The sequence below is a fragment of the Snodgrassella sp. B3882 genome, assembly GCF_026535915.1.
In the GTDB taxonomy this organism is placed as follows: Bacteria; Pseudomonadota; Gammaproteobacteria; order Burkholderiales; family Neisseriaceae; genus Snodgrassella.
In genome coordinates this window covers 584,681-598,210 of the sequence record NZ_JAFNPF010000001.1, presented here as the reverse complement: position 1 = coordinate 598,210, position 13,530 = coordinate 584,681, and the positions used below count along the sequence as shown (strand labels likewise).

Below are 13,530 nucleotides of genomic sequence, written 5' to 3'. Positions count from 1 at the left end.
TGTCTATTCGTTTTTATCGGGCGAAATGTGCAACATTGCCACACAGACTTACATGCCTAACCACAAAAAAACCAGAATCAACAATACCGAGCTGATCAATCGCGTAAAACCCACAGACACTAAAAAACAGCAGAGAACAGCATAAACTGTTATAATTGAAGAATATTTTGCAATATTTACCCTACTGACACGCTACTGCCATTTTGAGGCATTTTTTGAAAAAAATGACAAAAATAGCCAAATTTTCTCTGAAAAAATCCATTTTTTTTCACATAAATTACGCTGTAAGCCCCGTACCACAAGGCTTACAGCGGGGTCTATTATAGCTACCCGGGGTGAGAGAGGGAACTACAACTTCAGCACAGATGCACACCGCCTGTTCAAGATTATAGCTACCCGGGGTGAGAGAGGGAACTACAACAACGGAGGCATTACGCCAGTGGTGGGAGTTATTATAGCTACCCGGGGTGAGAGAGGGAACTACAACATTCATGCGATCGAACCCCGCAGGGGCAGAATTATAGCTACCCGGGGTGAGAGAGGGAACTACAACTTTCACATAGCAACACATTATGAATGTTCTCATAAAATTATTAATTTGCATCCAATTTAATCACTTCTCCTTTTTATCATTAAAAAATGCTAACCAATAGATTGGCCACTTGTTTTTTGATAGTAGATTGTTAACCGCATAGGCTATGATTACCAGAGAGATGGAGCCCGAAAGCACGGGAAACAATAAAAAGCTGAAATCGTAATTAACCTGACTTGCTGTTAACAATATAACCAACGGATTCGCACCTGCTGGGGGATGTATACATCTTAAGAATTGCATTGCTACAATAGCACAACCCACCGCTAAAGCAGTAACAAAAGCAGAATCACCGAATAATCTCAAAAATATAAGACCAATAAATGCTGATATCAAATGCCCCAAAATTACATTCCTTGGTTGTGCAAGAGGAGACTGAGAAACGGCAAATAAAATGACACATGAAGCCCCAAACGGCGCCATAATAAAATAGCTACCAGAATAGAGAGTCAGATACTCCAGCGTTAAAATTGCCAAAGTCCCGCCTAACAACCCTTGAAATAAATCAAGTAATTTAGGTCTACCAGGTAGTTTTTCACTACCGCCAAAAAAGAATGTCATTAATTGTTTTCCTTATAAGTTATAATGTATGAATAGATAATATGAACAGATCTGTACACTAAATTGATAATAGTACAGATCTGTTCACTCTGCAATTTATTTGGGTGATTTATTTTGAAAAAAACAGATGAATTAATTATTAAGACTGCTGAAAAACTGTTTTATCGGACTGGTTTTTTTAGTGTAGGTGTTGATGATATTAGAGATGTGTCAGGCTGCTCTAAAACCACTTTATACAATCACTTTGGAAGTAAAGATAAACTTATAGTAGAAGTATTAAAACATCGAGACTCAATATTTCGTACAAAGCTCGAGGATTCTCTAACAGGACTTAATGGAAAAAATGCTATTTTGGGAATATTTAAATGGCATAAAAAATGGTTTTCCGAAGTGGATTATAATGGCTGTTTATTCATGCGAGCAGTTGAGGAAATGCGTGAAACCTTGCCTTGTGTATCAGATATACTTATGGAGCATAAAGAATTTGTTAGAAGCCTAATTTATTCAAAAATTGAAGATTATTCCGATAAAGAGTCTTTGACAAATAAACTGATGGTGATACTTGAAGGCCTTATTAATGTAGGTGTAGAGTATCAAAATGATAAGAGTCTTCGTGATCAGATTGAACAAGATGCCATTAACTTGGTGTCAGACTTGTTGAATAGGCATTAAGTATACAAGTAGGTATTGGTAGAGTTTATTGTAATCACTTTAAGGTTATTATAGCTACCCGGGGTAAGAGAGAGAACGACAACTTACTTTTTTAATATCATAAATTAATCCAAGAAGTATTACTCCTCTTCATCATCTTCATCTTCGGATTTTCTGATTTCAGATTCGAAAAAATCGAATGCTTGTCTAACCAATAAATTTAATTCATTAAGAGCTTCTTCCTCATCTCCTTCCAATTCATCAAAACATTTAACCACCTCTTCTTTTAGTTCTTTTAGAATTAATATAAATCTAGGATTCTCTGTGTGCACAACAAATGCATCTAAAGGAAAATCCGAATTGTCTGCCATTAAAAACTTAGGTAATTTCATAAAATATATCCTTTTTCTTTTACTAAATGAAAAATCATTTTAAAATTTTCAATATCTTTTTGGGAAAAAAAACGGTCTCTTTTTTTATACTTTTTGGGTGAAAGACGATCAAATTCCTTTTCCCAAAACCTGATAAGTGAGGTATTAACCTTAAAAGCCTGCGCTACTTCGCCTATAAAATAAATTATAGCTACCCGGCGTAAGAGAGAGAACGACAACTTACTTTTTTAATATCATAAATTAATCTAAGAAGTATTACTCCTCTTCATCATCTTAGTATTTTCTGATTTCAGATTCGCAAAAAACGAATGCTTGTATAATCAATGAGTCTAATTCATTAAGAGCTTCTTCCTCATCTCCTTCCAATTTATCAAAACATTTAACCTCATCTTCTTTTACATTTAATATAAATCTAGGATTCTCTGTGTGCACAACAAATAAATCTAAAGGAAAATCCGAATTGTCTGCCATTAAAAACTTAGGTAATTCCATAAGGTGTATCCTTTTTCTTTTACTAAATGAAAAATCATTTAAAATTTTCAATATCTTTTGGGGTAAAAAAACGGTCTCTTTTTTTATACTTTTTGGGTGAAAGACGATCAAATTCCTTTTCCCAAAACCTGATAAGTGAAGTATTAACCTTAAAAGCCTGCGCTACTTCGCCTATAAAATAAATTATAGCTAACCGAGGTGAAAGAGGGAACCACAACCTATTGTTTCGATTACCTAACTGATCCCGAGTATCATAGTTAATGCGCTGAGGTGGCTGCCATTCAGCTAGAATGCACCTTTTCTCCTTGAAATATAGCTTTCCCTGATTGGCACGCGGCAGGCACAGTTGGCTTTGCCTCCCCAGCTTTCGAGCACGATAGCGGCTTCTCTCTTTTTCGATAAAGTCATCGAGAAAAGTTTTCAGTCAGCTAAATATTTTTCTGAATTCCGCTGATTGATTACTAAACCGGCATACCATCATGTTAGTAAAATCGATTAGCAAAGCCTTTAGAGCCTATCGAAATCCTATATGCGCAATAATTTAGAAACATCAGATATGATTTTCTGGCGCAATAATGCCAGATAGCGATGATTCAAATACAAGATTGCAGTTATTCACAACTTATATTAAAGAAAAAAGCGATTGAACTAAATTTATCTGTTTATAACCAAAATCTCTGCAGCATAAATTGGCAACCAGCCAATGATCAAAACACAGAATACATAAAAACCAGCCTTAAACTCCCCTATTCCAATCAGCACACAACCAGCCCACCATGGCCCAGACTGCTCAAGTCTGTTCAACCCCATCATCCCAAAAAATGAGCAAACTTAATGCCAAGATAAATCACCAATTTAGCTGCTGAAACCTATTTTAAATAGCACCATTTATCATACCCTGTCGCCATCATTTAAACCCACCCATCAACACCCAAACAAGCTAATTAACCAACAACCTTATTTCCTACCCCAAAACACTGAATCAAGATTAAAAATAAATAACCCAGCCCAAAAAAAGCATTACGCGCTCACCAAAATAGAATGCATATTATGATAACATCTGCGCATTATTAATTTTTCTTGCAGCAACCACGCAAAAATACCCTATCGATCAATCGATACAGCAAGATTAAGCACATAAGTCACACACCCAGATTAGCAAATATAGAAATCCGAATATGAACACCACAGCGCAACCAACCAAAACATCAATCACCACCAAACGTTTGTTTAAACTAGCCTTATTCTGCCTTCTTTTCATCCTCTTCATGTATCTGTATGCCAGCTTAGACCGCAGAACAGCAACCAACCACAAACCCTTTCACGACAGCATGGTGATTGCAACATTTCAGCCAGACGGCTCATTTCTGGCCTTACCCTATCACTACCTGCAACAACATCCCATCAGCAACAGCAGCTTCTTAGCCAAAGCGCCAAGTGGCGAAAAAGAAAAAAATGGCAACGAAACCATCACCTATAAAGTCATCGCGCAACAAAACCAACAGCAGACCATGCAAACAATCCTCCGCGCCCCAAACCAAATAACCATAGCGCGTTACACCGCCAGCAATTCAACCATCACCCCGATTGAATCCACGGTGTACAATGTTCAAACCCTGATCATGTCCACCCTCTCCGCCCTGATCATCCTACTGTTGCTGCAAATATGGTTGAAATGGCAGCATCGCCGTCGTCTGGCTGCCGAAAAGCAATGAACATAAACAACCGCGCCACCAATACGCACACTCGAAGCTAGACCACACATGCAGCAAATAAAACCAACTTAATATGCAATTAGCATTAAAAGGCCTAAAAAAATATTGCTGCATGCAACCAAAGTTCTACGGCAAAGATTAAAAGATCTTTGCCGATCACTATATCTCCCTAATACCTCTCAAGACCCTGATCACCACGCCAAGCATGGTATTGCTTTGATAATATGCCACAATCATACAATGGCAACTCAATCTAGCGCTTGAAAAGCAACCGCAAACAGCTATTTTCAAACCACACAGCCCAGCCTATCTGCCATCATCAAATCAAACATTATTGGCTAACAATGGCGCCCTATCAGCGTAGCTAAAAACACATCTTTAAACAAACGCGCCAAATCGCTTGAATAACACCTTAAAAAGAGCAAGCCCAATGATTTAATCCAGCCTAAATGACAATACCGTTTAATTTTAAGGTCAAAATAGCCAGACAAAGCAGGATTTGTTCTATAAATCCTCTGCAACAGATAGAATTTCTTAAAAAGAGGCAAAGCAAACATTAATTCCACATTTCTGCAAAATTAAACCAACACAATTTATTCTATCAGCATATTAATTTTAGCCTGGCAAAATAGGTACAATAACCACATAGACCAACACACTTGAACTCAACAAAGACCCAATCCAGCAAAACCGAGCTGATCAATCGCGTAAAATCCACAGACACTAAAAAACAGCAGAGAACAGCATAAGCTGTTATAATTGAACAGCATTTTGCAATATCCATCCTACTGACACGCTACTGCCATTTTGAGGAATTTTTTGAAAAAAATGACAAAAATAGCCAAATTTTCTCTGAAAAAATCCATTTTTTTTCACATAAATTACGCTGTAAGCCCCGTACCACAAGGCTTACAGCGGGGTCTATTATAGCTACCCGGGGTGAGAGAGGGAACTACAACACAACGAATACGACAAATTATACACATAGAATTATAGCTACCCGGGGTGAGAGAGGGAACTACAACTTGGCAAACGTGGTGCCTGTCGCAAGGGTGATTATAGCTACCCGGGGTGAGAGAGGGAACTACAACCTTGGCGAGTCAATTGAGACTTCACAGACCATTATAGCTACCCGGGGTGAGAGAGGGAACTACAACAAACAAGTCAAATGAACTAAGTTTGCAGGCATTATAGCTACCTCGGATGAGAGTGGGTATAAAAACGATCTAGACAAATGTTCTTTCAGCCTAATGATCTTTGATTTCTCGCGCCTAACCACAGCTAATAACAATAAATAAGAGTTTATCAACCAGCTGATTTTCTATAATCACAAATGGATTTAGCGCAGTTTTTCAGTTTGTCTAGTCATTTTTGTTGGGAAAAATAGGCGAATTGCCACTCAAAGCAAACTGCCTGATCACATAAAAGCCCGATCAAGTAAAACCGATCTCACCTACCCCACTTAAGCAGCAGACAATAAAAAACAGCAGAGAACAGCATAAACTGTTATAATTGAACAGCATTTTGCAATATTCATCCTACTGACACGCTACTGCCATTTTGAGGCATTTTTTGAAAAAAATGAAAAAAATAGCCCAATTTTCTCTGAAAAAATCCATTTTTTTTTCACATAAATTACGCTGTAAGCCCCGTACCACAAGGCTTACAGCGGGGTCTATTATAGCTACCCGGGGTGAGAGAGGAAAGAACAACAGACCAACTGAAAGGGTGTTTGTTGGCTATATTATAGCTACCCGGGGTGAGAGAGGAAAGAACAACAATTGAGTATTGATGTATTTAGTTTTATGGGCAAGGCAAGCAAATCGTGAAACAGTTGCTAGAAATAAACTAATCCATCAGACTGTTTTTTAACTTTCATGTTAGTGCGGTTGATTGTTATCATTTTGATTGTGCGTATCATAGGAATGTAGTCGAGTAAATCTTTAATCCTTTTTAATTTTTTCCGCTTTATCAAATACCCAGTGATTATGTTTGAAATGGTATAAATAAGTATAAGCATCTGGTTTAAAGTCTAAATCATCTGGTAAAAACTCTAAATCATCATCAGAATAAATTTGAATGTCTTTTTTGTAAATGACCATAGCTGTTATATCATAATTATCTAATCCTCTTTCGAGTAAATGTTTTTTTATTTCATTACTTAAGAAATATGGTTCAGTTACGCCTTTATAATAAGAAAAATATCCTGAAGGGTTATCGATATTCCAATACATTTTTTCCTGCTCTGTTTTACCTGTAAAATTAACAGTAATATAGGCTGCCAGTTTTTTTATCATAATAATCATAAGAAGGATTGGCGGCTGGATCGTCTTCAAGCCTAAAATTAGTCACATTATCTATATTCATTGGTAATTCTGACAGGACCTTATCTATCGGTTGACTTTGACAGGAAAAGCAAAAAAATAGCAACCAACATCCTACTATGTGAACTAGAACTTTAATTTTTATATTAGTTTTTGATAATGTTTTAAAATATACTTTATTCATTTTGCCTTTGCATCCTTTAGTGCGGTTTATTTTTTTATCTTGATTTTTAGTATTATATGAATTTATTTGAATACTTCTTTAATGAAATCAGTATCAATTTTTTCCGCTTTATCAAAGATCCAGTGATTATTTTTGAAATGGTATGAATAAGCAGAAGCAACTGATTTAACCTCTGATTCATCAATAGAAGAAATTTTTTCGAGGTCTTTTTCGTAAATGACTATAGCTGTTATATCATAATTATCCAGCCCTCTTTCTTGTAAATGTTTTTTTATTTCATTACTTAATAAATCTGGTTGATTGGCTCCTTTACGCTGAGCAAAATATCCTGAAGGGTTATCAACATTCCAATACATTTTTTCTTGCTCTGTTTTACCTACAAAAAGAATAAAAATATAGGCCGCCAGTTTTTTATTATAATAATGATAATAAGGATAGAAGTCTGAATCATCTGGTTCAAGCTCAAAATAGCCTGATTCATCATCTTCAAGCCCAAAATTAATCCCATTATCTATACTCATTGGTAATGCCGAAATGACCTTATCTATATCTATCGCCTGATTTTGACAGGAAAAACAAAATAATAGCGACAAACATGCTATTATTTGCACTAAAACTTTAATATTTTTATTAATCTTGGATAACACTTTAAAATACATTTTGTTCATTTTCTTTTGCATCATTTGTAGGGGAGTTCTTGAGATTTTTGTGGATAGTGCTGGTTTTTTATTACCAATCTGCATCCCTGTTCATCAATTTCTTATATTGTATCTAATAGCGTAGCAATTGACGAGAATAATTTATTCCAATAGCATTAAACCATTTACCTTCTTGGTTCAGCCAGACAGTTTTTTTCAGTATCATTGGCATGATTAGAGTCGCAATAAATAATATTTTTTTGTCTGCCTGCACGGTAAGGCTAAGTTGTCATTTCTTCTATAAGTGTTTTTCAATATCATCTTTCCATTTTTTGTCGTCACTTCATCTTTCCCTTTCAGAGCAATTTTATAAAGTGCAAAACGTTGGTCATTTATTTCGTTTCTTACTTTTGCTTCAAATATTCCTTTTACATCTACACATTTATCAGCAAGTTCATTACCATTTGATTTATATTGTTGAAAAGGGATATTACCGGATATGATGTTTTTTTGTCTTTAATGGTAACAGTGATTTTTTTGCAAATAAATTTGCACTATCTACTACAATATATATCACATCCTCTATAGTTGCTGAATTTATTTTTTATACTCATTGGATTTAGTATCTTGTCGGGCAAAATAAGCATCTAATACCGTTGGATTATCCCCATAAGGCGGTTTGTTTAATGTAACAGTTTGTCCCGTATTCGTTATTTGAATTCTTGCTCCGCTCGATTGCCCTTCATGGGTAGTTCCTTCAATAGAGCCGCCTATATTGCTTCTGTTTGTAGCCCCGCTATTATGAAAATCATTGGAGCAGGAAGTAAAAGACAGACAGAAAAATAAGCTAAGTCCCAAAACAGCATGGAATTTTCCTTTTCCGTATTTAATATCTAGTTTTTGTTGAAAATCGTGTATGTGAAGAGTTTTTTTATATTTCTTCATATGATAGCGTATTAAGTGTGTAGCCTATTATGTTTTTATAGTTTTCTCCAAAAGAGAAAAGAATAGATAGAGAGGCATTTTTGACGGATTTATCGGGTTGCAAATGATAGATGCCTTCATATTCTTCTAGCTTGGGAATATCTTCCTTTTTTATTTTTCTGAACTCAGCTAACGCTTGTAAATTTGATAATAAATGTTGTTCTTGTAGTTTTCCGGTTATTATTATTTCTGTTATTGGTTCACTTTTTCTTGTAAAGTAAAGAGTATGCTTTCCATTAATTTTTCATTTTTTACTTCACTAGGCACTGCTATGTAAGGAGGAAGTAACAAACCAATTGCACTGTATGAGCATAGGGATGACATTATATTTTTTTATGACAATAATAATTTTGATAAGCCTTAAATACTTTTTGAGGGTTATCTACTGTATATTTATGGGAAAGGTCGTTGAGAATCCTATCTGCTTTTTTTGTATTTCAATTATATTGGTCAGGTAGTGCAAAGTGCCTTGTGGTGAGATTGTGATTAGCAAATCGGAAGTAATCAAATCTAAATTCTTATATAATATTTTATCACTTTCAGATATACGATTGCTCCAATATTGATTCTTAAACGTTTCCCAACGTACTTTAAAAAACGCTTGTATAGAATGACGGGTGCAGTATATGAGTGCGGTTTTAAGAATTTATGGAGAGTATATACCTGATTTCAGATAATTGTGAATTTATTTCCTCTTTATTTTAGGAGGATTTTTAATTAATCAATTACTTTGAATAATAACAATTTTTGCCAATATATTTTTTTATTATCACGCATATTATGCACGGCAATCCATAGTAAAAAAGTCCTGAATGATTATATATCATTTAGTAGCAATAAATTAGTATATAATTATTCAGGATTTTTAACTATTTGTTGATTTTCTATAAAACTATTTAAAAATAATTCTTTTTTTAAAACTATTATTTTCTATTGCGTAATACGCCATATTTGAAGTAATCTTCCATTCCTATATTATCCTCAGTATTATAATCAGCAGGTATAGGGCAGTCCAATATTTTGGTTTCAATTGATAAAGGTTTTAATTTTATTTCCTTAGTGACTTCATAAATTTTTTCAATCTCAAAAAAAACATTTTCTTCATCAAATGTCCCCAAGCAAATTCCTTTTTTATTATTTTCTAATCGAACATCAATAGAATATACATATTTATTAGCAACGGGGAGCACATCTCTTAAAATGTCATTTTTATCATATAAAAGAATATAACTATCTTTAAGATTACCTTTAATACCTATCGGTCGAACATAATAAAACTCTGTATCAAGACCAAAAGTATCTGGTTGAAAATAAACTTCATTATGAAGGTGAAAAAGCTTGTCTAACTCTTTTGATTTAAAATAATAATTATTTTGTTCATATTGTTCTTCATAGACAAATTTTGTATCTATATATTGATTTTCGTAGGCATTACCACTGAATGGTAAAAAAATTGCTAATAATAAACTAATCAAATAGTGTTTAATTTTTATGGTAGTGCGGTTTATTTTCATTTTCATCATCTTCATCTTTGGTATTATATGAATTTAGTCTAACAAATTTTGCAGGATTAGTTATTACGCTTTCTCCCAAATCTTTCGCATTTAATACTTTTGCTACTTCTAAATGCAAATGGGGGGCATGTCCTTTATTAGCTATCGAACCAGATACTCCTGCAAAACCTAATGGAGTTCCAACATTCACTTCTGTTCTATTTATACCATCTGTTTCTTTAATATCAATTCCTTTTAATTTTTTTATTAAAAAAGTCAATAAGTTGATAAACCGTAGCATCAATAGGTGGTAAAAATTGCTTCATAGGGTTTTCTCTTTTGTATTTTTATGTTTTAAAAAAAATAATATCAGTAAAACTGAAATATAAAGAATTAAAGGAATCTTATAAATCATATCAATGATATTTTGTCCTATCATTTCATTTTCATCAGAAAACAAAACATAATAACTATTGTGACTTAAATAATTAATATAATTATAATTTTCAGAAAGAGGATTCAATTTTAGCGCCAAAAAGACAGTAGGATCATCGTTGCAAATAAGAATTTGGGTAAAACCTTTAATTAATAGTAATAGTATTATTAAGATCTTTAATAATTTCATATTGTCATCCATTTATAATCTTATTGAACTGATTGAATTTCGACTTTAATTCGGGGATATCCTTCATAAATATTACTTTTTCCCTATTCTTTTCTTCCAATAATATAATGATATTCAATATCTACCCAATTATTTTTTACAATGTGTCTTTTTTCTACTTGATTAACTTTTGTACTTAGCTTATTTGCTTAATATTGTTTGAGATAATAGCGTAGCAATAGACGAAAATAACTTATTCCAAAATTGATTTGAATTTTAATGATTTCAGCCTTTTCTTCACCCACAAAAATGACAATAAACATGAAATTAGGTTTCCGATTGCCATAGAGATAAAAATGCCATTCATTCCCATTTTTTGAACATAGACTAAATATAGTCCTATAGAAAAAATAATGATCATTCTAATATAAAGGATAATTACCGCAGGTAGGGGTTTTCCTGTCGCTTGAAAGAATGATGCGATTATCCACGTTATTGCCATAAAACAAAAGGTAAATGATACGATTAGCACTTGTTTTCTGGCAAGATCAATCACTTCTGGTATTGAAGTAAATATTGAAAATAACCAAGGAGAAAGTAACACATAAAGTGCTGCAATGATGCTACATAATATCATTATTGCCCTTAAGCTTAGATTAAAAGCTTCTTTAATCCGATCAAGTTGATTACGTCCATAATTTTGCGAAATAAAGACCGTCATTGCACCAGCAATAGCAATCATCGGAATAACTAAAATCTGATCAATTCTCCCAACCAATGTCCATGCATTCATTGCATTTTCATCAAAGGTATTGGTGATCATTTTGTTATATGCAACGATAATGATATAAGTTGAGGCTGTCATTAAAAACTGAGGCAATCCAATCCGTATGATTTCTCTGGCAATTTTTCCGTTAAAGTGAGTAAAGTTAAATGTTAACGGAATTCTTGATTTTCCCTTGTGTATAAAGCGGATTAAATAGATAAAAGCCATAAATAACGATATTGTTGTGGCTAAACCTGCACCAGCCACCCCCATATCGAGTACAAATATCAATATCGGATCAAGTATGATATTGAGCGTTACCATAATCATAAATGATATTGCAGTAACATATGTCAGGCCTTCGCCAATAAGAATACCGCCATAAACCTGTAATAATATTATGAACAGTAAACCAGGGGCTAATGAATATAAAAACTGTAGACTATAGACTGTTGCTTCTAGGCTTAATTTATCACCTGATAATAAATTAATAATTTGTGGGCCAAAAGCATAACACATAATCATAAATGGCACGGTTAGCAGTAAAGCTATGACGACACCTGTAACACCTAGATTTTGATAATGATTAAATCGTTTTTCGCCGATTAATCGCCCCGTTGTGATACTGAGTCCAACGGCTAAACCTGAGGCGATAGCTTCAAAGACAAAAAATAATGGAAATAAAAGACCGGTTCCCGTCAACGGGGCTGAAGAAGTAGGATTGATCAATGAAATAAAATAGGTATTTATGATTAAGTAAGCATAATTTAATAAGTGACCAATGAGAATGGGAATCCCTATTTTTATAATTATTGGCATGATTGGACCTTCAAACATGCCTTTTTGCAATTTTTCTTGAAAATTTGACATAGATTTCTCTTTAAGTTTATTTTTTAAATAGTGATGTTATTTTTTCTCTAGCGCAAAAAAGCTTCTAATCGGCATGTTATCGAGAGCAAAATATCCATTATATTTTTCACCTTATAGTACCTGCCCGAACAGCACCTATCCCAACCTAAAATGTTTTGTTAGACAGTTCATGGCGGTAAAACCTTCTTGCCTTTTGATGGAATGAATCGCAGAAGGGATATTTTATTTACGACGAAAAAATTAACTGTCTATAATTGATGGAATAATATAATCCGCCATGAGTTCCCACCTGTCGATTATCATCTTGTCGACTTTCGATACGATTGCCACTATCAGATCCTTTTCGGGAACACAATAGAGATAAGTTCCGCCTACACCTGCCGCTAGAAAAGTGTTAATCCCCTTATCTTCTCTAAGCCACCACATATAGCCACAATCTTCCGTATGCTGTTTTAGCGATTCAGTTATCCAGTTTTCTGAAATGATCGGCTTGTCATTGCAATGGCCTTTATTCAAATACAAATATCCCAAACGAAGCATATCACGCAGAGTTAAAGACAGTCCCCAGCCTCCAGTATTGATATTTTGAGGATCTTTTATCCAACCAGTAATATTTTCACCATAGACCTCTTCTTTAGAAAAGGATTTCATCTGCTGGTCAACGATCTCTTTCACCCCTAAATGGCTGAATAATGATTTATTGGCAAATTCTCGGGTTGATAGTCCCGTACTCCGCGTAATAATCGCTGAAAGAAGGTGGGCATTAGACATATTGAATTGAAACTCCCCAAGCTGGCCTTTTTGTCCCAACATTTCAAGCATAAACATCGTCCAATTCTTTTGCCTTCTCAACCTATCTAATGGCTCACTCTTTTTCCAAGAATAGGGTGCAGTCATGGTTAGTAAATGTTTGATTGTTAGATTTCGCTTTAACATATCACTGGCTTTGGATTCTGTTTCTGGAAAGAAATCCAGTATTGGTTGATCGACGCTTTTTATATATCCTTTATCAATGGCTATTCCCACTAAAGCGGAAGTAACGCTTTGTGTTACTGAAGTGAGATGATGAGTATTTTCAGCATGGTAACCTTTGAAATATTTTTCAAACACAATGCCGCCTTTTCGCAAAATTGCGATTCCTTTAATAATGCCTAGTTGAAAATTCAAGGCGACATCCAGCTCTCTCAATTTATCTGGATTCATATCCACCGATTCTGCATCAATGGTTTCTAATTCTTTTATATTAGCCATAATCAAGTATCCA

15 protein-coding genes are annotated in these 13,530 nt (G+C 34.2%); 2 read left to right on the top strand and 13 right to left on the bottom strand.

The genetic code is table 11. The annotated features are described in order from the left end of the window. Positions 1 to 613 precede the first annotated feature (613 nt). Positions 614 to 1,153, bottom strand: coding sequence for an HPP family protein (locus J3U68_RS02545; RefSeq protein ID WP_267374278.1), 540 nt, complete (start codon positions 1,151 to 1,153; stop codon positions 614 to 616). Between the two features lie 114 nt (positions 1,154 to 1,267). Here J3U68_RS02545 and J3U68_RS02540 point away from each other — a divergent pair, with 114 nt between their 5' ends. Beyond that, positions 1,268 to 1,825: a TetR/AcrR family transcriptional regulator gene (locus J3U68_RS02540; RefSeq protein ID WP_267374275.1), complete on the top strand. Its 558-nt coding sequence runs from the start codon at positions 1,268 to 1,270 to the stop codon at positions 1,823 to 1,825. Between the two features lie 119 nt (positions 1,826 to 1,944). Here the strand turns inward: J3U68_RS02540 and J3U68_RS02535 are convergent, their stop codons facing one another. Genes J3U68_RS02535 through J3U68_RS02520 form a run of 4 tightly spaced genes read right to left on the bottom strand, consistent with a single transcriptional unit; the run spans position 1,945 to position 2,905 of the window. Next, complete coding sequence (locus J3U68_RS02535; RefSeq protein WP_267374273.1) at positions 1,945 to 2,196, bottom strand: hypothetical protein; 252 nt, start codon at positions 2,194 to 2,196, stop codon at positions 1,945 to 1,947. Next, positions 2,193 to 2,414: a MerR family transcriptional regulator gene (locus tag J3U68_RS02530; protein ID WP_267374271.1), complete on the bottom strand. Its 222-nt coding sequence runs from the start codon at positions 2,412 to 2,414 to the stop codon at positions 2,193 to 2,195. Before J3U68_RS02530 ends, J3U68_RS02535 begins: the two co-directional genes overlap by 4 nt. Positions 2,415 to 2,469: 55 nt before the next feature. After that, positions 2,470 to 2,688 (bottom strand): hypothetical protein, encoded by a 219-nt coding sequence (locus tag J3U68_RS02525; RefSeq protein ID WP_267374269.1) that lies wholly within the window; start codon positions 2,686 to 2,688, stop codon positions 2,470 to 2,472. 34 nt (positions 2,689 to 2,722) lie between these two features. Next, the gene (locus tag J3U68_RS02520) at positions 2,723 to 2,905 is read right to left on the bottom strand and encodes a MerR family transcriptional regulator (RefSeq protein ID WP_267374267.1); all 183 of its coding nucleotides are present in this window, start codon (positions 2,903 to 2,905) and stop codon (positions 2,723 to 2,725) included. Positions 2,906 to 3,866: 961 nt separating this feature from the next. On the opposite strand from J3U68_RS02520, the gene J3U68_RS02515 reads away from it, so the two are divergent. After that, on the top strand, positions 3,867 to 4,403 hold the full coding sequence (locus J3U68_RS02515; RefSeq protein WP_267374265.1) for a hypothetical protein: 537 nt from the start codon (positions 3,867 to 3,869) through the stop codon (positions 4,401 to 4,403). A gap of 1,943 nt (positions 4,404 to 6,346) precedes the next feature. On the opposite strand, the gene J3U68_RS02510 is transcribed toward J3U68_RS02515, so the two are convergent. From J3U68_RS02510 to J3U68_RS02475, 8 genes are all read right to left on the bottom strand, one after another. Then, positions 6,347 to 6,700, bottom strand: a complete 354-nt coding sequence (locus J3U68_RS02510) for a hypothetical protein (RefSeq protein WP_267374263.1) — start codon at positions 6,698 to 6,700, stop codon at positions 6,347 to 6,349. Between the two features lie 273 nt (positions 6,701 to 6,973). After that, complete coding sequence (locus J3U68_RS02505) at positions 6,974 to 7,654, bottom strand: hypothetical protein (RefSeq protein WP_267374260.1); 681 nt, start codon at positions 7,652 to 7,654, stop codon at positions 6,974 to 6,976. A 492-nt stretch (positions 7,655 to 8,146) separates the two neighbouring features. Next, the gene (locus J3U68_RS02500; protein WP_267374257.1) at positions 8,147 to 8,494 is read right to left on the bottom strand and encodes a hypothetical protein; all 348 of its coding nucleotides are present in this window, start codon (positions 8,492 to 8,494) and stop codon (positions 8,147 to 8,149) included. Between the two features lie 962 nt (positions 8,495 to 9,456). Beyond that, positions 9,457 to 10,047: a hypothetical protein gene (locus tag J3U68_RS02495; RefSeq protein ID WP_267374254.1), complete on the bottom strand. Its 591-nt coding sequence runs from the start codon at positions 10,045 to 10,047 to the stop codon at positions 9,457 to 9,459. Continuing rightward, positions 10,016 to 10,306 (bottom strand): hypothetical protein, encoded by a 291-nt coding sequence (locus J3U68_RS02490; protein WP_267374252.1) that lies wholly within the window; start codon positions 10,304 to 10,306, stop codon positions 10,016 to 10,018. Before J3U68_RS02490 ends, J3U68_RS02495 begins: the two co-directional genes overlap by 32 nt. Positions 10,307 to 10,348: 42 nt before the next feature. Continuing rightward, complete coding sequence (locus J3U68_RS02485) at positions 10,349 to 10,651, bottom strand: hypothetical protein (RefSeq protein WP_267374250.1); 303 nt, start codon at positions 10,649 to 10,651, stop codon at positions 10,349 to 10,351. Between the two features lie 232 nt (positions 10,652 to 10,883). Next, complete coding sequence (locus tag J3U68_RS02480) at positions 10,884 to 12,266, bottom strand: MATE family efflux transporter (RefSeq protein ID WP_267374247.1); 1,383 nt, start codon at positions 12,264 to 12,266, stop codon at positions 10,884 to 10,886. A 240-nt stretch (positions 12,267 to 12,506) separates the two neighbouring features. Then, positions 12,507 to 13,517: a serine hydrolase domain-containing protein gene (locus tag J3U68_RS02475; RefSeq protein WP_267374244.1), complete on the bottom strand. Its 1,011-nt coding sequence runs from the start codon at positions 13,515 to 13,517 to the stop codon at positions 12,507 to 12,509. Positions 13,518 to 13,530: the final 13 nt, after the last annotated feature.

Excerpts from the sequence above, each read along its gene's own strand:
- J3U68_RS02495 (WP_267374254.1), bottom strand. The coding sequence starts at position 10,047 with ATGAAAATAAACCGCACTACCATAAAAATTAAACACTATTTGATTAGT.
- J3U68_RS02485 (WP_267374250.1), bottom strand. The coding sequence starts at position 10,651 with ATGAAATTATTAAAGATCTTAATAATACTATTACTATTAATTAAAGGT.
- J3U68_RS02510 (WP_267374263.1), bottom strand. The coding sequence starts at position 6,700 with ATGATAAAAAAACTGGCAGCCTATATTACTGTTAATTTTACAGGTAAA.
- J3U68_RS02480 (WP_267374247.1), bottom strand. The coding sequence starts at position 12,266 with ATGTCAAATTTTCAAGAAAAATTGCAAAAAGGCATGTTTGAAGGTCCA.
- J3U68_RS02545 (WP_267374278.1), bottom strand. The coding sequence starts at position 1,153 with ATGACATTCTTTTTTGGCGGTAGTGAAAAACTACCTGGTAGACCTAAA.
- J3U68_RS02500 (WP_267374257.1), bottom strand. The coding sequence starts at position 8,494 with ATGAAGAAATATAAAAAAACTCTTCACATACACGATTTTCAACAAAAA.
- J3U68_RS02475 (WP_267374244.1), bottom strand. The coding sequence starts at position 13,517 with ATGGCTAATATAAAAGAATTAGAAACCATTGATGCAGAATCGGTGGAT.
- J3U68_RS02535 (WP_267374273.1), bottom strand. The coding sequence starts at position 2,196 with ATGAAATTACCTAAGTTTTTAATGGCAGACAATTCGGATTTTCCTTTA.
- J3U68_RS02525 (WP_267374269.1), bottom strand. The coding sequence starts at position 2,688 with ATGGAATTACCTAAGTTTTTAATGGCAGACAATTCGGATTTTCCTTTA.
- J3U68_RS02515 (WP_267374265.1), top strand. The coding sequence starts at position 3,867 with ATGAACACCACAGCGCAACCAACCAAAACATCAATCACCACCAAACGT.
- J3U68_RS02505 (WP_267374260.1), bottom strand. The coding sequence starts at position 7,654 with ATGCAGATTGGTAATAAAAAACCAGCACTATCCACAAAAATCTCAAGA.